The sequence below is a fragment of the Pseudarthrobacter sp. J47 genome, from assembly GCF_049810315.1.
In the GTDB taxonomy this organism is placed as follows: domain Bacteria; phylum Actinomycetota; class Actinomycetes; order Actinomycetales; family Micrococcaceae; genus Arthrobacter.
Map to the genome: position 1 here is coordinate 2,485,800 of NZ_CP187358.1, position 17,296 is coordinate 2,503,095.

15 protein-coding genes are annotated in these 17,296 nt (G+C 65.2%); 5 read left to right on the forward strand and 10 right to left on the reverse strand.

The genetic code is table 11. From position 1 onward, the window contains the following. Window positions 1-116: 116 nt before the first annotated feature. A complete protein-coding gene (locus ACPJW8_RS11420) occupies window positions 117-1,532 on the forward strand; it encodes a glucose-6-phosphate dehydrogenase (protein WP_330194338.1) in 1,416 nt (471 codons plus the stop codon). A gap of 83 nt (window positions 1,533-1,615) precedes the next feature. Here the strand turns inward: ACPJW8_RS11420 and ACPJW8_RS11425 are convergent, their stop codons facing one another. Further along, the gene (locus ACPJW8_RS11425) at window positions 1,616-1,954 is read right to left on the reverse strand and encodes a P-II family nitrogen regulator (RefSeq protein ID WP_330194339.1); all 339 of its coding nucleotides are present in this window, start codon (window positions 1,952-1,954) and stop codon (window positions 1,616-1,618) included. Then, window positions 1,951-3,261 (reverse strand): ammonium transporter, encoded by a 1,311-nt coding sequence (locus ACPJW8_RS11430; protein WP_330194340.1) that lies wholly within the window; start codon window positions 3,259-3,261, stop codon window positions 1,951-1,953. Before ACPJW8_RS11430 ends, ACPJW8_RS11425 begins: the two co-directional genes overlap by 4 nt. Window positions 3,262-3,493: 232 nt before the next feature. Here ACPJW8_RS11430 and ACPJW8_RS11435 point away from each other — a divergent pair, with 232 nt between their 5' ends. Next, window positions 3,494-4,744: an MFS transporter gene (locus ACPJW8_RS11435; RefSeq protein WP_425256331.1), complete on the forward strand. Its 1,251-nt coding sequence runs from the start codon at window positions 3,494-3,496 to the stop codon at window positions 4,742-4,744. A 64-nt stretch (window positions 4,745-4,808) separates the two neighbouring features. Further along, window positions 4,809-6,506, forward strand: a complete 1,698-nt coding sequence (locus ACPJW8_RS11440; protein WP_330194341.1) for a hypothetical protein — start codon at window positions 4,809-4,811, stop codon at window positions 6,504-6,506. 106 nt (window positions 6,507-6,612) lie between these two features. Here ACPJW8_RS11440 and ftsY read toward each other — a convergent pair whose 3' ends face one another. The 7 genes from ftsY to coaD form a co-directional block, all read right to left on the reverse strand. Continuing rightward, complete coding sequence (gene ftsY / locus ACPJW8_RS11445) at window positions 6,613-7,815, reverse strand: signal recognition particle-docking protein FtsY (protein WP_330194342.1); 1,203 nt, start codon at window positions 7,813-7,815, stop codon at window positions 6,613-6,615. Between the two features lie 30 nt (window positions 7,816-7,845). Beyond that, window positions 7,846-11,436, reverse strand: a complete 3,591-nt coding sequence (gene smc, locus ACPJW8_RS11450) for a chromosome segregation protein SMC (RefSeq protein WP_330194343.1) — start codon at window positions 11,434-11,436, stop codon at window positions 7,846-7,848. A gap of 82 nt (window positions 11,437-11,518) precedes the next feature. Then, entirely contained in the window at window positions 11,519-12,499 is a 981-nt protein-coding gene (mutM, locus tag ACPJW8_RS11455; RefSeq protein WP_330194345.1) for a bifunctional DNA-formamidopyrimidine glycosylase/DNA-(apurinic or apyrimidinic site) lyase, read from the reverse strand. Window positions 12,500-12,502: 3 nt separating this feature from the next. After that, the gene (rnc, locus tag ACPJW8_RS11460; protein ID WP_330194375.1) at window positions 12,503-13,243 is read right to left on the reverse strand and encodes a ribonuclease III; all 741 of its coding nucleotides are present in this window, start codon (window positions 13,241-13,243) and stop codon (window positions 12,503-12,505) included. An 18-nt stretch (window positions 13,244-13,261) separates the two neighbouring features. Next, entirely contained in the window at window positions 13,262-13,465 is a 204-nt protein-coding gene (gene rpmF, locus ACPJW8_RS11465) for a 50S ribosomal protein L32 (RefSeq protein WP_330192337.1), read from the reverse strand. 36 nt (window positions 13,466-13,501) lie between these two features. After that, window positions 13,502-14,026 carry a DUF177 domain-containing protein gene (locus ACPJW8_RS11470; protein ID WP_330194347.1) on the reverse strand — a complete coding sequence of 175 codons (525 nt, stop codon included), beginning with the start codon at window positions 14,024-14,026 and terminating at the stop codon, window positions 13,502-13,504. 69 nt (window positions 14,027-14,095) lie between these two features. Further along, window positions 14,096-14,608 carry a pantetheine-phosphate adenylyltransferase gene (gene coaD, locus ACPJW8_RS11475; RefSeq protein ID WP_330194348.1) on the reverse strand — a complete coding sequence of 171 codons (513 nt, stop codon included), beginning with the start codon at window positions 14,606-14,608 and terminating at the stop codon, window positions 14,096-14,098. A 60-nt stretch (window positions 14,609-14,668) separates the two neighbouring features. Between coaD and ACPJW8_RS11480 the strand changes: the two genes are divergently transcribed. Together ACPJW8_RS11480 and ACPJW8_RS11485 are read left to right on the forward strand one after the other, a co-directional pair. Beyond that, on the forward strand, window positions 14,669-15,892 hold the full coding sequence (locus ACPJW8_RS11480) for an aminotransferase class I/II-fold pyridoxal phosphate-dependent enzyme (protein ID WP_330194349.1): 1,224 nt from the start codon (window positions 14,669-14,671) through the stop codon (window positions 15,890-15,892). Continuing rightward, complete coding sequence (locus ACPJW8_RS11485; protein WP_330194350.1) at window positions 15,892-16,677, forward strand: fused MFS/spermidine synthase; 786 nt, start codon at window positions 15,892-15,894, stop codon at window positions 16,675-16,677. The genes ACPJW8_RS11480 and ACPJW8_RS11485 overlap by 1 nt, the downstream gene beginning before the upstream one ends. On the opposite strand, the gene rsmD is transcribed toward ACPJW8_RS11485, so the two are convergent. After that, window positions 16,678-17,295 (reverse strand): 16S rRNA (guanine(966)-N(2))-methyltransferase RsmD, encoded by a 618-nt coding sequence (gene rsmD, locus ACPJW8_RS11490; RefSeq protein ID WP_330194351.1) that lies wholly within the window; start codon window positions 17,293-17,295, stop codon window positions 16,678-16,680. Window position 17,296 lies beyond the last annotated feature (1 nt).

Here is a 17,296-nt window from a genome sequence, read left to right on the forward strand (position 1 = left end):
AGTCCGGCTCGCCAGTGTCGGAAGCTGATGGCCGGAACCAACCGGGCCAACCGCCCGACATCGGACTCGACTATCTAGGGTACCAAGACCGGCCTCCAAGATGGCATGCTGGCAGGGTGACCAGCCAAACGACAGTAAAAACCCTGCTCATCCTCGGCGCCTCCGGTGATCTTACGGGCCGCCTGTTGCTTCCCGGACTTGCCCGGCTGGTAGCCAAAGGCAGGGCAGGAGGCCTGTCCCTTGTTGGCGCCGGCTCCGATTCCTTGACGGCGGACCAATGGCGGACACGCGTCTCAGAGACGTTCGCCGCAGCGGAGGGCGCCGCAGACGGGGACGGGAGGGCCGCGTTGAAGGCCATGGCGGAATCCACGGAGTACCACGCCGTGGACGTCACGGCCGAAGGCGCCCTGGCCGGCCTGCTGGGCAGCCTGCCCGGACCGGTTGCCGTGTACTTCGCCCTCCCGCCCCACGTCAGCCAACTGGCCTGCGAAGCCCTGCACCCGGATCAGGTCCCGGCCGGCACCCGGCTGGTGATGGAGAAGCCGTTCGGGTCCGGCGCGGAATCCGCCAGGGATTTGAACGGGACGCTGGTGCGGTTGGTTCCCGAGGACCATATCCACCGGGTGGACCATTTCCTGGGTAAGGCAACAGTGCTCAATATCCTGGGGCTGCGTTTTGCCAACAACTTCCTGGAGCCGGTGTGGAACCGGGACCACATTGAGCGCGTGGAGATAATCTTCGACGAGGACCTCGCGCTGGAGGGACGGGCCGGCTACTACGACGGTGCCGGGGCGCTGCGTGACATGATCCAAAGCCACCTGCTGCAGATCATGGCGCTGGTGGCTCTTGAAGCCCCTGCCACCATCCAGGAACGGGACCTGCGGGATGCCGTCAGCGCCGTCCTGCGGGCCAGCAGCATCAAGGCGCCGTACGCCAGCTCCACCCGCCGGGCCCGGTACACGGCCGGGAACATTTCCGGAAAGGACGTTCCCGACTACGTCCGGGAGGAAGGGGTCGACCCCGCCCGCAACACAGAAACCCTGGCCGAGGTGCAGGTGGCGATCGATAACTGGCGGTGGAAAGGCGTGCCCTTCATCCTGCGGTCCGGCAAGGCCCTGGGCACCAAGCGGAAGGAAGCGGTGATCACCTTCCGGCCGGTGCCCCACCTGCCGGGTGGCTTCTCCGGCCTGGACTCCCCCAACCAGTTGCGGATCGGGTTTGGACCGGACACACTGCAACTGGACCTTGATGTCAACGGGCCCGGCGATATCTTCACGCTGAACCGGATCACGTTGAAGTCCGAACTCAATGCCTCGGAGCTGCTGCCCTACGGTGAAGTCCTTGAAGGCGTACTGAATGGCGATCCCCTGCTGTCGGTGCGCGGGGACACCGCTGAGGACTGCTGGCGGATCGTCGAGCCCGTATTGCGGTCCTGGAACCGCGGCGATGTTCCCCTGGAAGAGTACGACGCCGGCGGGCCGGGTCCGGAGGGCTGGCTCGCCGTTCCGCCGAACGGCTCGGCAAAAGAGTAGCCGCCGGGCCGGTACAGCAAAAGGGGCGGGCGGATCATCGTGGTAGATGACCCGCCCGCCCCTTTTTGTTGCTGTGGATCCGCCTAAATCGCGGCCACGCCGCGTTCGCCGGTCCGGACCCGGACCGCCTCGAATACTTCTACTGTCCAGACCTTGCCGTCTCCGGCGCGCCCGGTGTTGGAGCTGGCAATGATGACGTCCAGGATGTCGTCCGCCTGGTCATCGGTAGCCAGGACCTCCACCCGGATTTTGGGCAGCAGGTCAACGTTGTACTCCGCGCCGCGGTATACCTCTGTGTAGCCACGCTGTCGGCCGTAGCCGCTGGCTGCGCTGACCGTCAGGCCCTGTACTCCGTAGGCTTCCAGGCCTTCACGAATGGTTTCGAGTTTTTCCGGCCTGACGATTGCAGTGATCAGTTTCATGCGTCGACGCTCTCCTTGCCTGTCTCGGTGGTCTTCTTGCCGGTGATCAGGTCATGGAGCGGCTGGAAGCTTCCGCCGTGTCCACCGACGCCGAACTCGTAGGCGGTCTCGGCGTGCAGGCTGAGGTCCACACCCACCGTTTCCTGTTCCTGCGATACCCGGAAGCCCATGGTCTTGTGGATGGCCAGGGCAATGATGGTGGTCAGCACGGCTGAGTAGACAATGGCAATGCCTGCCGCTGCGAGCTGCGCCCAGAGCTGGGCTGCGCCGCCGCCATAGAAGAGGCCGCCTCCCGCGCCGTCCTCGGGCAGCGCGATGAAGCCCAGGGCAACAGTGCCGATAATGCCGGAGACGAGGTGGACGCCGACGACGTCCAGGGAATCGTCAAAGCCCCAGCGGAACTTGAGCCCCACCGCCAGTGCAGAGGCCACGCCGGCGATGACACCAAGGCCCAGCGCTCCCACGGGGCTGACGTTGGCACAGGCGGGGGTGATTGCCACCAGGCCGGCCACAACACCCGAGGCTGCTCCCAGCGATGTGGGGTGTCCGTCGCGGATCCGTTCCGTGATCAGCCAGCCCAGCATTGCAGCGGCCGGAGCAGCCAGCGTATTGACCCAGATGAGTCCGCCCTGTTCGGCTGTGGCAGCGGCGCCGCCGTTGAACCCGAACCAGCCAAACCACAGGATTGCGGCACCAAGCATCACGAACGGGATGTTGTGGGGACGGTGGTTCGGGTCCTTACCGAAACCGCGGCGGTTGCCGATGATGAAGACCAGGATCAGCGCGGCCACACCGGCATTGATGTGGACAACGGTGCCGCCGGCGAAGTCAATGGCTTCACCGAGTGCCGCACCAACAGCGCCCTCCGCGCTGAACAGTCCGCCGCCCCACACCATGTATGCCAGTGGGCAATAAACCAGGGTGACCCATACCGGGACGAACACTGCCCAGGCGCCGAACTTGGCGCGGTCGGCGATGGCGCCGCTGATCAGGGCGACGGTAATGATCGCGAACGTAGCCGCGAAGCCAACACTGATCAGGCTGTCAGGGCTTTCAAGCCCTTCAAGGCCAAAGTAGGCAAAGGGGTTGCCCACCATCTGCAGGAACCCCTCTCCTGTAGACATCGAGTATCCCCACAGCACCCAGATGACGCCGACCATGCCGATGGAGATGAAGCTCATCATCATCATGTTCAGTGCGGCTTTGGCGCGTGTCATGCCGCCGTAGAAAAATGCCAGGCCCGGCGTCATGAACAGCACGAGCGCCGCCGACACCATAAGCCATACGTGACCTGCAGTAAGTTCCATGGTGCACGTCCTCCCTGTAATTTGAATGCTGCGGAGCTAACCGCCCTGCCAAACGCCTGGTGCGTTTCTACGTTCGATTCTGGGCGTCGTGTGTTTCACCCGAAGAGGAATTGGATTGCCGCCTTGTTACAAGAACCTCTTCGAAGTAAATGGTGGGTCTCCGACTTGTTACGGTTATGTTTCAACGCCCCGTGACCGGGCCCTACGACGCATCACCGAGGACCACTGAAGAATGAAGGCCAACGCCCGTACCAACGGCTCCAATCCGCGGATCCTGAATCTCTTCCGGGCGAAGGGCGAGCCGTTGTCCGGCGATATTAAGGTGATGCTGCTCGCGGCCTTCCTGATTGCCCTGGGATTCGGGCTGGTGGCACCGGTGCTGCCGCAATTCGCCACAACGTTCGACGTCGGTGCTACCGCCGCCGCCGTGATCGTCAGCATCTTCGCTTTTATGCGGCTGGTGTTCGCACCGGCAGGCGGCGCACTGATCGGGCGGTGGGGAGAACGGCCGGTGTACGTGACCGGCCTGCTCATTGTTGCCGTTTCCACCGCCGCCTGCGCCTTTGCCCAGAACTACTGGCAGTTGTTGGTTTTCCGTGGCCTGGGCGGTATCGGCTCCGTGATGTTCACGGTGGCATCCATGGCCTTGGTCATCAGGCTGGCGCCGCCGCAGAGCCGTGGCAGGGTGTCCGGTGCCTACGCCGGCGCCTTCCTCATTGGCAACGTCTGCGGGCCGGTGCTGGGCGGGTTGCTGGCCGGGTTTGGGCTGAGGGTGCCGTTCCTGGCCTATGCCGCGGCGCTGGTGCTGGCCGCCGTCGTTGTCCAGACCATGCTCAGCCACGTGCCGGCCGCCCACCGGGCAAAGGACTCCGGCCCCGCGGAGATGCTGCTGTCTGAAGGGCTGGCCAACGGCACGTACCGCGCGGTGCTGGCGTCCAGCTTCGCCAACGGCTGGGCTACCTTTGGCGTGCGCATGGCCACGGTTCCGCTGTTTGCTGCGGCAGCACTGAACGCCGGGCCCGCGGCTGCCGGCACAGCACTTGCGGTCTTTGCGGGCGGCAACGCTGCGGCACTGACGTTCTCCGGGCGGCTCGCCGATACCTGGGGCCGCAAGCCCATGATGCTCGCCGGCCTGTTCGTTACCGGCGTCTCTACCGGCCTGATCGGGTTGACCCACGACCTCTGGTGGTTCCTGGCGGCATCAGCCGTTGCCGGCCTGGGCGCAGGCATGCTGGGCCCGGCGCAGCAGGCGGCGGTAGCGGACATCATCGGCCGCGAGCGATCGGGCGGGCGGGTACTGGCTGTCTACCAGATGATGGCCGACGTCGGGGCGATTGCGGGTCCCATCCTGGTAGGCGTGATTGCGGACCAGTGGGGCTACGGTTGGGCGTTCGGCGTCACGGGACTGGTACTGGTCCTTGCCGGCACCGCGTGGGCGGCGGTCCGGGAACCCATGGACCGGAGCCAGGCGACAGCCACTTAACAGTCCGCTCGCCACTATTGGCTAGGCTGGAACCAACACCGCCGAACCGTTGGAGAAATCACGCATGCCTGATTCCGATCCCTTGCCTACCGGACCGCCTGCCCCGGCCGGCCCCAATGCCGGGAATAACCCGACTGAAAAGAAGGCCGCCAGGAAGCGGTGGGCCCTCGCGGTTGCCGCCGTTGCCGTTGTTGCCGTTCTGGTTCTGGCGTTTCAGCTGTTCCGGCCGGATGCCGCTGCGCAGGTTGTGGAACAGCCGACGCAGTCATCAACGCCCACACCAACGCCCAGCGAGACGCTCCCGCCGGCTCCCGCCGTGAGCTACTACGAACAGGCCGGGCCGCCTGCCGGGTCACCCCTGGAACCGGTCGCGCCCCTGAATGTGAAGGTGTCAGGGGAATTGGAAGGATCATCCCTTCCCCGTGGCCTCACGGGCATTTCACTCGAGGCGACTGACCTTGGCGATGAAGACCTCAGCAGCAGCAACCCCACTATGGTCAAACTGCTGAACGAACTGGACCAGCCGGTGCTGCGCTTCGGCGGCAACGCCGTGGATAGAAGGTTCTTCTGGACCTCCAGCAATGAGCCGGTTCCGGGCTACCCGAGCAGCGCCGCACAGCCCGCCCGTGCCGTGGGCCCCGCCGATTTGAGCCGGCTCAAAACGCTTCTGGACGCTACCGGCGCCAGGGTGAGCCTCACGGTTGACCTGGGCCATTACGATCCGGCCCGCGCAGCGGACATGATGAAACACGCCACGGCCATCTTTGGTGACCAACTCCTGAGCGTGACCATCGGCAACGAGCCCAACGGGTTCGTATACAACGGCGTCCGGCCCAGCGGCTACAGCCTTGAAAAGTACCTGGAGGAGCTGAAGGTATACGCCCGGGCGATCTATGAGGTTGCCCCCACTGTTCCCATCGCCGGGCCTGGTGCTTATGACCAGAAATGGTGGCAGCCGTTTATCGACGCCGACATTCCGCAAAAGAAGATCCTCACCTTCCACAACTATCCGCTCTACAGCTGCGATGGAAGCGATCCCAAGGGCTCACCCACCATGGCGAACCTGATGAGCCAGCTGATGCATGACCGTGCAGCGGACTATCAGTCGGCGGCACTTAAGGCCGGGACTGATGCCGGACTGGAAACATGGCTGCCGGAGACAGGGATCGCGGCCTGCCCAGGTTCGAATGAAACCTCAAAAACCCACGCTTCCGCCTTATGGACGGTTGACTACGCGCTTAATGCCGCCCAACTGGGTATCACACAGGTCGGCTTCCACAGCTCGATGCTGACCTGCAAGGGTGGGCCTCCCTTGTCCGTCATCTGCAGCGCCGGGGCGTACCCGCAGGGCAACGGCGTGATGTCCGGACGCGCCGCCTTCTTTGGTATGTCCATGATCGCCGGGCTCGGCGAAGGCAAGTTCCTGAAGGTTGACGGCAAGGGCGGCGGGCTGGCCTTCAGCTATGCCTTGCAGAATCCCGACGGGAGCACGTCCGTGGTGATCGTCAATGAGAACAACCCGGAGACGGCAGCCCAGATGGAGGCCACCATCACGCTGCCGGGCAGGCCGCTCACGGGAACCATGAGCCAGATGACGGGCCCCAGCTACGCCGCCCAGGACTCCACCATGATCGACGGCGCCCTGACGGAACCGAAGCCCGTGGCCGAACGGCTGACGGCTCCGGGCTTCGGCTATGGGGACACCACCCAGAAGATCAAGCTCACGGCCGGAACCGTAACGGTACTGAACTACACCTACTGAGATAACGCGTAACGGCAATAAAAAGAATAAAAAGGGAGTGGGTCCCGTCGCTGGAAACCAGCGGCGGGACCCACTCCCTTTTGGTGAAGCTGGATCTTCAACCAGGTCAGTTCAGCAGCGCGTCCACAAACGATTCGGCTTCGAACGGCGCGAGGTCATCCGCTCCTTCGCCAAGTCCGATCAGCTTCACGGGAACGCCCAGCGACTTCTGGATGGCCACCACAATGCCGCCCTTGGCGGTTCCGTCCAGCTTTGTCAGCACGATGCCGGTGATGTTCACTACCTCGGAGAACACGCGTGCCTGGTTCAGGCCGTTCTGGCCCGTTGTTGCATCCAGGACCAGCAGCACCTCATCCACCTCGGCAAGCTTCTCAATGACGCGCTTGACCTTGCCCAGCTCGTCCATGAGCCCCACCTTGTTCTGCAGGCGGCCAGCGGTGTCGATCATCACTACGTCGACTTCCTGCTCAATGCCTGCCTTCACCGCTTCATAGGCGACGGAGGCGGGATCAGCACCATCGACGTCGGACTTCACCGTGGGAACGCCGACGCGCTGTCCCCACGTGGCCAGCTGCTCTGCCGCGGCTGCACGGAACGTATCTGCAGCGCCAAGCAGCACGTCTTTGTCCTCGGCCACCAGGACGCGGGCCAGCTTGCCAACGGTGGTGGTCTTGCCCACGCCGTTAACTCCCACCACCATCATGACGGCGGGCCTGTCAGCGTGCCGGGTGGTGTTGAGGCTGCGGTCCATGGTGGGATCAACGATTCTGATGAGCTCTTCGCGGAGCAGCTCACGCACCTGGTCCGGGGTCCGGGTGCCCAGCACCTTCACCCGTTCGCGCAGGGCGTTCATCAGTTCCATGGTGGGCTCGGTGCCAAGGTCCGCCATCAGGAGGGTTTCCTCAACCTCATCCCAGACGTTCTCGTCGATGCGGTCAGCGGACAGCAGCGCCAGGAGGCTTTTGCCCAGGACATTGTTGGACCGGACCAGCCGTTCACGGAGCCGGACCAGCCGGCCGGCCACGGGCAACGGTGTTTCGACTGGTACAGTCTCGAGCCCGGCAACGTCATCGGGAACGTCGACGGCGGTACCCGGTTCCAGGGGCGGGGCAACGGTGGCGGGAGTACCAGGACGGTCCTCCAGGAGGGTGCCGGTGGACTGGACGGCGGGTGCCTCGGGATCGTTCTCATCCCGGGTCCCCGGGTACCGGTTGATGTTCTTCCGGGTTTTGACCAGGACCGGTATCAGCCCGCCGATAACCACCAGGGCAGCAACAATGGACACAATAATTGGGAGGAGTTCATTCACTCCCCTAGCTTCTCACAAACGCCGAATCGGCTACGCGTCGCTGCTGATCCGTTGGCTGATCACGGTGGAGACGCCGTCACCGCGCATGGTCACGCCGTACAGGGCGTCTGCCACCTCCATGGTGCGTTTCTGGTGCGTGATGACAATCAGCTGGCTGGACTCGCGCAGCTCTTCGAAGATGGTAATCAGCCTGCCAAGGTTGGTGTCGTCCAGGGCCGCTTCCACCTCATCCATCACGTAAAACGGTGAGGGCCTGGCCTTGAAGATAGCCACCAGCAGCGCGACGGCGGTCAGCGAGCGCTCACCCCCGGACAGCAGGGAGAGGCGCTTGATCTTCTTGCCTGCGGGGCGGGCTTCTACCTCAATGCCGGTGGTCAGCATGTCTTCGGGATCGGTCAGCACCAGCCGGCCCTCGCCGCCGGGGAACAACCGTTCGAAGACTCGGACAAACTGGGCGGCCGTATCCTCAAATGCCTCGGAAAAGACCTTCTGGACGCGTTCGTCCACTTCCTTGATGATGTCCAGGAGGTCCTTGCGGCTGGCGCGCAGGTCCTCCAGTTGCGTGCTGAGGAACTGGTGGCGCTCCTCCAGCGCGGCGAACTCCTCCAGCGCCAGCGGATTGACCTTGCCCAGCGCTGCCAGGTCGCGTTCCGCTTTGCGCAGCCGCTTTTCCTGCTCGGCGCGCACGAACGGCCTGCCCTCCGGAACTTCCTGCCCGTCGTCGTCCACTGCCACCCGCAGGGCAGCCCATTTGTCGGCGCCTTCTCCCGGGGCAACCGGAACCGGCACGTCGGGTCCGTAGTCCTTCACCAACACGTCCGGCGTCATGCCCAGCTCGTCGATGGACCGGGTCTCCAGCGCCTCAATCCGCAGCCGGTGCTGGGCACGGGCCAGCTCGTCGCGGTGCACCGTGTCCGTCAGCTCGGCAAGCTCCCGCGCCAGGAGGTCGTTGGAGCCGCGCAGTTCCAGCAGTTCCCGGTCGCGCTGCTCGCGCTCCTCCTCGGCCAGTTCCAGCCCGGTTTTTGCCAGTTGCAGGGAGACGTCATTAAAGGCCAGGACCTGGTCGACGGCGGCAACCACCGCTGCTGCCCGCCGTGCCTGGATGCGGCGGCGCCGTGCACGTTCGGCAGCTTCTTCGCGTGCCCGCCGTTCAGTGGCGGCGGCGCGTTCCAGGGACGACGCCCTGTTCCGCGTGGCGGCCAATTGCTCTTCCGCGCTGCGCAGGGCAAGCCGTGCTTCCATTTCGGCGGAGCGCGCCTGCGACGCCGCGAGGGCCAGGGCGTCACGATGCGCGCTGTCCGGTTCTTCCTCAACGGGTGCCTCCTGGGCCGCCGCCAGCCTGGCGCTGATGTCCGCCAGGGCCTGTTCCTCGCGGGCGATGTTGGCTTCGGCGGCTGCCAGGGAGGATGTGAGCCGTTCACTTTCGCCGGCGGCGCTGCGCAGCACGGAGTTGAGGTGGCCAAGGCGCTCCGCGACGGCGGCCAGACGGGCGTCCGAGTCATGCAGCCGGTCCAGGGCAGCGTCCGCGCGTTCCTGGGTCTCATCCTTGCGTGCCTTGGCGGCCGCGAGTGCAAAGCGCGTGCGTTCCAGGTCCGCGTTAAGGCCGGCCAGGCGGCCGGCGGCGTCGTCTACGGCAGCCTGCACTTCCAGCATGGACGGCGCGGTGGCGGAACCGCCCCCTGCCAGTACTGCGCTGCAGACATCGCCGTCGCGGGTTACCGCAGTCAGCTGTGGATACTTCGCGGTCAGGCCCGCTGCGGCAGCAAGGTCCTCGACGACGGCGGTCCCGGCCAGCAGCGACGCCACCGCTCCACGGTGGGCTCCCTCTGTTGTGGCCAGGTCCGCTGCCCACCGGGCACCCTCAGGAAGTTCCGCGGCGGCAGTTGCGGCATGGGAGTCAGGGCCCGGGGCCGACTCCAGCAGCAGGAAAGCCCGGCCGGCGTCGTCCTCCTTCAACAGCCGGATCGCGGCAGCAGCAGCCTCGGCATCGGCAACGATAACGGCTCCGGCGGCTTCACCCAGCGCTGCCGCGATCGCCGTCTCATAACCGGGCTCAACGGTGAGACGGGAGGCCAACCCGGCACCTACGCCTGGCAGCCCGGACGCTTCAACATGCGCGGAGCCGTCCTTACGCTCAAGCCCCAGCAGCAGGGCATCGTGGCGGGCGGACACGGCATCGCGCTCCCGCAGGGCCGTAGCTTCCTGTGCCTTGAGTGCGTCGATCTCTGCCGCCAGGGCGTCGAGTGCATCGCTGGCCGCCTCGTATTCGGCGTCGAGGCTTTCCTCTCCTTCCTCGACGCCGGCCACCTGCGTTTCCAGGGCCGTGAACTCTGCCTGCGCTTTCCGGCGGCGTTCCACTCCGGCGGCCGCGGAATCCCGAAGTCTGCCAAGTTCCGATTGCGCCGACTCAACCCGCGAACGCGCCGCGCCTACTTGCCCGGCCAACCGCGCAAGGCCTTCACGCCTGTCCGCGACGGCACGGAGCAGGTCCGTGAGCCGTTTGTCCTCGGCCACCAGGGCGGCTTCGGCGGAAGTCTTGGTGCCGGTGGCCGTGGCCAGCGCGCTCTGCTTGTCCAGGATGTCGCGTTCCAGCTGTTCCTGCTCGGTACGCACCCGCTGGGCCTGCCGGTCCAGCTGATCGGGATCACGGCCGGAATCAGGAACGGCATCGCTGGAACCAAGCAGCCTGCTGCGCTCCTGCGCCAGGCTGCCCAGCGATCGGAGCCGTTCCCGGACGGCGGACAGCTGGTACCAGGTGTCCCGCGCCGCGTTAAGCCGGGGACTGGCCTCTGCCGCCAGCTGTTCCAGCGTGGCCTGGCGCTGCCGTCCCGTCTGCAGACCGCTTTCGACGGCGGCACGCCGCTCCTTGAGGGCCGATTCGTCGGCCACATCCTTCTCCAGCGACTCCTGGAGGGTGACAAGGTCATGGGCCAGGAGCCGGGCGCGGGCATCGCGCACATCAAACTGCACGGTCTGCGCGCGGCGGGCCACCTCGGCCTGCTTGCCCAGCGGGGTCAGCTGCCGCCGGATTTCACCGTTGAGGTCGCTCAGCCGCTGCAGGTTGGCCTGCATGGCTTCAAGCTTGCGGACGGTTTTTTCCTTGCGGCGCCGGTGCTTGAGGATGCCGGCGGCCTCTTCGATGAAGCCGCGGCGGTCCTCCGGGGTGGCGTGCAGGACCTTGTCCAGCTGGCCCTGGCCCACGATCACGTGCATTTCCCGGCCCAGCCCGGAGTCGGAGAGCAGCTCCTGGATGTCCAGGAGCCGGCATCCTGCCCCGTTGATGGCGTACTCGGATCCGCCGGTCCGGAACAGGGTCCGGGAGATGGTGACCTCGCTGTATTCGATCGGCAGGGCGCCGTCGGAATTATCGATGGTCAGCGAGACGTGCGCACGTCCCAGCGGTGGCCGGCCGGACGTGCCGGCAAAGATGACGTCCTCCATTTTGCCGCCGCGCAGGGTCTTGGCGCCCTGCTCCCCCATCACCCAGGACAGGGCGTCCACCACGTTGGACTTGCCCGAACCATTGGGACCCACCACGGCGGTCACGCCGGGCTCAAAGTCGAACGTCGTGGCCGACGCAAACGACTTGAAACCGCGGACGGTGAGGCTCTTGAGGTGCAAAGTACTCAGGTTCTCCTGGAGTGGCTGATCATGCTTGTTATGGCGTCAAATCTACTGCGTGGACGGGCTTCAGGCCGGGAGGCTACCAGCGGCCGTTGCGGGGCCGGCGCTGGCAGGCCGGGCAACTGAACGAGGAACGGTTCATAAACTGCTCCCGGCGGATCAGGGTGGTGCGTCCTTCAGCGGCACACCGGGCGCACGGCTGGCCCTCGCGGCCGTAAGCGTTAAGTGAGCGCTCGAAGTAACCCGAGGCTCCGTTCACGTTGACGTACAAGGAATCGAAGCTGGTCCCGCCGGCTGCCAAGGCATCGGCCATAACGTCCTGGGCGTGACTGATCAGGGTCAGGGCATCGGCTTTGCGCAGGGTCTCAGTGGGGCGGGCGTAATGCAGCCTCGCACGCCACAAGGCTTCGTCCGCATAGATGTTGCCGATGCCGGAAATGATGCCCTGGTCCAGGAGGACCCGCTTGAGCCCGCTCCTGCGCTTGCGGAGCCGGCTGTAAAAAAGGTCAAAGGAGAATGCCGGGTCCAGGGGGTCGCGGGCAATGTGCGCTGCCTCCACCGGAATAAGCTGCTCCGGTGTTTCACCCAGGCCGCCGGGGCCGCCGTCATCCGTGGGGACCATTGCCGTGACAAAAAGTCCGCCGAAAATGCGCTGGTCCACAAACCGCAGCTGGTCCGGCATGCCATCGGCGGGGCTGAGCCGCAGCCGGACTTTCAAGTGTTTTTCATCCGGGACTTCCGGGCCCTGCATCAGCAGCTGCCCGCTCATGCCAAGGTGCGCCATCAGGGCCACGCGCGGAGCGGTCCCTGGTCCGCCGCCATCAGGAAGGTTGGTGTCCGGGAGGGCGTCCGCCTCTGCCAGCGGAAGCCAGAGGAACTTACCGCGCCGAACGGCGTCCAGCACTACGGCGCCCTCGAGGTTGCCCGCAAAGTCCTGGGCACCCAGCGCATGGCGCCGGATGGAACGGGAGTCCACCACGTCCACGCCGGTGATGGTGCGGCCCACCACCCAGTTCGCCAGGCCCCTGCGGACAACTTCGACTTCGGGGAGTTCGGGCACGTCCTAGCTTCCCGGCGTCGTTTCCTGAGATGCGGACGCGGCCGCAGTGGCCTTGCCTGCAGCGGAAGCAGCGGACAGTGCACGCCAGGCATCAGCGGCGGCTTCCTGCTCCGCTTCCTTCTTGGAGTGGCCGGAGCCGGAACCGCGGGGTATGCCGCCAACATGCAGCACGGCCGTGAAGGTGCGCGCATGGTCCGGACCGGAACCGTCAACCACATACTGGATGGAGCCCAGCTGCCTGCTGGCGGCCAGTTCCTGGATGCTGGTCTTCCAGTCGGTGCCGGCGCCAAGGGCGGCGGCGTCCTTCAGGAGCGGACCTACCAGGCGCATGACCAGCTGCCGCGCGGTCTCGATGTCGTTGGAGACGTACGTGGCGCCAATAAGCGCCTCCATGGTGTCCGCCAGGATCGAGGCCTTGTTCTTGCCGTCGGTGAGCTTCTCGCCCTGTCCGAGGTAGATGTAGTCGCCTACGCCCAGGGTCCGGCCGATGCCGGCAAGCGCGCGGGTGCTGACGACGGCGGAGCGCCGCTTGGCGAGCTCACCTTCAGGCAGCGTCGGGTTGTCCCGGTACAGCGCATCCGTGACCGAAAAGCCCAGGATGGAGTCGCCCAGGAACTCGAGGCGTTCGTTGGTGGGTATGCCGCCGTTTTCGTAGGCATAGGACCTGTGTGTCAGAGCAAGACGAAGCGTCCCGGCGTCAATGGAGACACCGAGACGCTTCAAAAGCTCTTCAGTTGAAGACATCATCAGCCGTGTGGCCGATTAGACGTCAGCGACCTTGCGGCCCTTGTATTCAAGGAACAGCGCGGTGCCGGCCGAGTCGGTAACGACCTTAGCCTGGTGCGGCAGGCTGTAGGATACCTGACCATTTTCGACGGTCTTCACCAGGTGGGGGGCAGTTGCCTTCCACTGGGAGCGGCGGGCGCGGGTATTCGCGCGAGACATTTTCCGCTTCGGAACAGCCACGGCTAACTCATTTCTCTCTAGACAAACACTTACACATCAATTTTGCCGGTCAGGCTTAGCCATGTCGGCTAGGGCAGCCCAGCGAGGATCCAGGACCTCGTGGTGGTGCCCCGGCTCGTCTTCCAGGCGTGCTCCGCATTCGGAGCAGAGGCCCTGGCAGTCTTCCCGGCACACCGGCTGGAACGGCAGCATAGTTACTACAGCGTCCCGCAACACCGGTTCAAGATCGATCAGATCGTGCTCAACTCGACGTTGTTCTTCTTCGTCTTCCTCGTCCGAGGGCAGCATGCCTTCGTAGAAGAAAAGTTCCTGCACATTGACTTCGAGGTCATACGCAAGGGGATCCAGGCATCGGCCGCATTCGCCGGTTACTTCGACGTCTGCGGTACCTGATACCAAAATTCCTTCGTGTACGGCCTCAAGCCTCAGGTCCAGCCCGACATCCGAGCCTTCCTGAACACCAATCAATGCCACACCAAGATCACTTGGTGCGGGTACATGCTCGTTCAGTGTCCGCATGCTTCCCGGGCTGCGCCCAAGATCCTTGACGTCAAACACCAAGCGCGAACTAGCATCTCTTTTAATGAGTACTCCTGTTGAACATATGACCGACGTATTATCTTAGCCTGATTATCCGAGCGGACTCAAACCGGGGGCGTGGCCGCCGGAAGGCCCGGTGGAGAGCAGGCGCTTGAGCACGGACCGCGGTACGAAGTCAGAGACTTCACCGCCCAGGTCAGCTACTTCCTTAATAAGGGTAGAGGACAGGTGGAGGTAATGGGACTCCGCGGGCAGGAACACCGTCTCCACTCCGGAGAGCTGCCGGTTCATGGTGGCCATGGGCAGTTCATAGTCGAAGTCCGACGACGAACGCAGCCCCTTGACGATGGCCGACGCGCCGCGGTGCCGGCAGTACTCCGCCAGCAGGCCCTCCCCCACAGGCTCGACGATGATGCCGCGCAGGGATGCCAGTGTTTCGCGGGCCATCTCGATCCGCTCATCAAGGCTGAACCGGTATTTCTTGGCGTAGTTCGTGGACACCGCCACGATCACCTCGTCAAACAACCCGGAGGCCCGGGCAATGACCTCAAGATGGCCGTTGTGGATGGGGTCGAAAGAGCCTGGGCACACTGCGCGTCGCATGATCCGAACCTACCGCATGGCGCCCGTCCGGGCACGCCCTGTGCGGGATACCATGACTGGATGCAACCACCAGCCCACCGCCCTGCCCTTGCCGCGCCCTGGCAGCGGACCGCCCACGGCGCCAACCTCCTCTCGCGGGACGGTCAGTTGGGCGTCACCATCTTCGAGGAAATGACCACGCTGGCGGTGAAAACGGGCGCAATCAACCTTGGCCAGGGCTTCCCCGACGAAGACGGTCCGCAGATCATGAAGGACGCTGCCCGCGAGGCCATTGCAGCCGGGGCCAACCAGTATGCTCCGGGCAAGGGAACGCCTGCGCTGCGTGAAGCGGTGGCCGCGCACCAGGAACGTTTTTACGGGCTGCAGGTGGATCCGGACACGGAGGTGGTCATCACCACCGGTGCTACGGAAGCGCTGGCTGCGACGTTGCTGGCCTTTGTCCAGCCGGGCGATGAGGTGATCACGTTCGAGCCGTTCTACGACGCGTACGGGGCCATCATTTCGCTGACCGGCGCAACCCATGTGACGGCTCCGCTGACCGCACCCGCTTTCCTTCCGGACCTCGCCTCGGTGGAAGCGGCCTTCAGCAGCCGGACCCGGGCCATCCTGCTGAACAACCCGCACAACCCCACCGGCTCGGTTTTCCCCGCTGACCTGTTGCAGGGCATCGTGGACCTTGCCGTGAGGCACGACGTCCTCATCATCACGGACGAGGTGTACGAACACCTCACCTTCGGGGTGCAGCACGTACCGGTGGCCAGCCTTGCCGGCGCGGCGGAGCGCACCATCAGCATTTCCTCGGCCGGCAAGACATTCTCCTTCACCGGGTGGAAAGTCGGCTGGTTGAGCGGCCCCGCCCAGCTGGTAGCGGCGGTCCGCACGGTGAAGCAATTCCTCACCTACAGCTCCGGTACGCCGTTCCAGGGCGCCGTGGCAGCCGGACTGGCCCTGCCGGATGAGTTCTACATGGGCGCCGCCAGCGCCCTGCAGCACAAGCGGGACATCCTCAGTGACGGCCTGCGTGCTGCCGGCTTTGACGTCTTCACCCCGCAGGGCACCTACTTCGTGAACGTGGATACGGCGCCATTGGGCATTACCGATTCCGTGGACCTGGCCCGCCGGCTGCCCGCCCTGGTGGGCGTTGCGGCGATTCCGGTTCCGGTGTTCTGCCACCCCGAGGGCGCGCAGCGGGTCCGCAGCTTGCTCCGCTTTGCGTTCTGCAAGAAGGTGGAACTGCTTGAAGAAGCCGCCGGGCGGCTGGCCACCCTGGGCAGCAAACTCTGATGGCAGCAGGCAGCCCGGCACCCAGCCGCTACCTGCGTTCCATCGGCGCCCATGCCTCGATCGAGCCTGATCCTTTTATCGACGGCGCGTACGTGCTGAGCATCGGCGGCGCCGAGCAGTCCCATGTGAACCTTGAGCACCCGGAAGAGGTGTTCTACGAATACCTCCGCCGGATCGCCCACATCGTTGACCTTTGCGCCCCGGCAGGCGAGCCGATCAGGGCCCTGCACCTCGGCGCCGGGGCCCTGACCCTTGCCCGTTATATCCAGGCCGTCCGGCCTGGATCGCGGCAGCACGCCGTCGAACTTGAACGTGAGCTCCTGGACTTTGTGCTGCAGCATCTTCCCCTGCCCGCCGGAACGCAGCTGGAAACCTGGACCGGAGACGCCCGGGAAGCACTGGGCCAGCTCGACTCCGAACTCCGCTTCGACGTCGTGATCCTGGATATTTTCTCCGGACCGGAGGCGCCGGCCCACATTGCCACGGCGGAGTTCTATCGTGAGGCCGCAGGCCGGCTGACGCCGACAGGGGTCCTGGTAATCAACGTGGGCGACGAACCAGGGCTTACCCTGGTGCGCAGCCAGGTGGCGGCCATGCGGTCTGTGCTGACGGACGTGGCCGCGTTCGGCGAAGCGGGGATGTTCAGCGGACGGTATCCCGGGAACATCATCCTGGCCGGCACGCAGTTCCCCTGGCCGCAGGAGTGGAGTGCCGAACTCGCCGCCCGTGGACCCCACCCGGCCAGGGTACTCACCGGTGTGGACCTGGACGCACTGTCGGGTTGATCAGGCCTGGTCTGCCTGCTCCGTTGGCTCAGTTTCAGGCTCAGCCTCCGACGGCGCGGGCTCGGCAAACCACAGCCGGGTCTCCCCGTACTTCCGCTCCGCAAAACGCTCCACGCCTTCAGGCCAGGTGGGTTCGGGAGTCCGGGCGGACCGTTCCACCACCACCACTGCGCCTTCGGCCAGGAACGGCTGCAACAGGGCAAGCACTGTGGCCAGGCCCGGCTCGTCCAAAGGATACGGCGGGTCCAGGAACACCAGGTCCCACAAAGTTCCCGCGCCGGCCCGTTCCAGGAACGATTCCACCCGGGAGCGGTGGACGGTAACAACCTTCCGTCCCACCACACCGTTAACCAGGTCCGCGTTGCGCTGGCACACCGCACTGGCCTTGGCATCGAATTCCACCAGGTCCACGGTGTTGGCGCCGCGGCTGGCGCTCTCCACCCCCAGCGATCCGGAGCCCGCGTACAGGTCCAGGACCCGGGCGTCAGCCACCACCTCGAAGGCGTCCAGCCGGGAGAACAGCGCCTCCTTGACCCTGTCCGTGGTGGGACGGGTGAGGGATCCGGGCACGCTGACCAGCGGAGTGCCACCGGCTGCACCGGCAATGATGCGGCTCATG

Bases quoted from the DNA above. Each gene is read 5' to 3' on its own strand.
- ACPJW8_RS11425 (WP_330194339.1), bottom strand. From the start codon at position 1,954: ATGAAACTGATCACTGCAATCGTCAGGCCGGAAAAACTCGAAACCATT.
- ACPJW8_RS11430 (WP_330194340.1), bottom strand. From the start codon at position 3,261: ATGGAACTTACTGCAGGTCACGTATGGCTTATGGTGTCGGCGGCGCTC.
- ACPJW8_RS11435 (WP_425256331.1), top strand. From the start codon at position 3,494: ATGAAGGCCAACGCCCGTACCAACGGCTCCAATCCGCGGATCCTGAAT.
- ACPJW8_RS11440 (WP_330194341.1), top strand. From the start codon at position 4,809: ATGCCTGATTCCGATCCCTTGCCTACCGGACCGCCTGCCCCGGCCGGC.
- rnc (WP_330194375.1), bottom strand. From the start codon at position 13,243: ATGTCTTCAACTGAAGAGCTTTTGAAGCGTCTCGGTGTCTCCATTGAC.
- coaD (WP_330194348.1), bottom strand. From the start codon at position 14,608: ATGCGACGCGCAGTGTGCCCAGGCTCTTTCGACCCCATCCACAACGGC.
- ACPJW8_RS11480 (WP_330194349.1), top strand. From the start codon at position 14,669: ATGCAACCACCAGCCCACCGCCCTGCCCTTGCCGCGCCCTGGCAGCGG.
- ACPJW8_RS11485 (WP_330194350.1), top strand. From the start codon at position 15,892: ATGGCAGCAGGCAGCCCGGCACCCAGCCGCTACCTGCGTTCCATCGGC.
- rsmD (WP_330194351.1), bottom strand. From the start codon at position 17,295: ATGAGCCGCATCATTGCCGGTGCAGCCGGTGGCACTCCGCTGGTCAGC.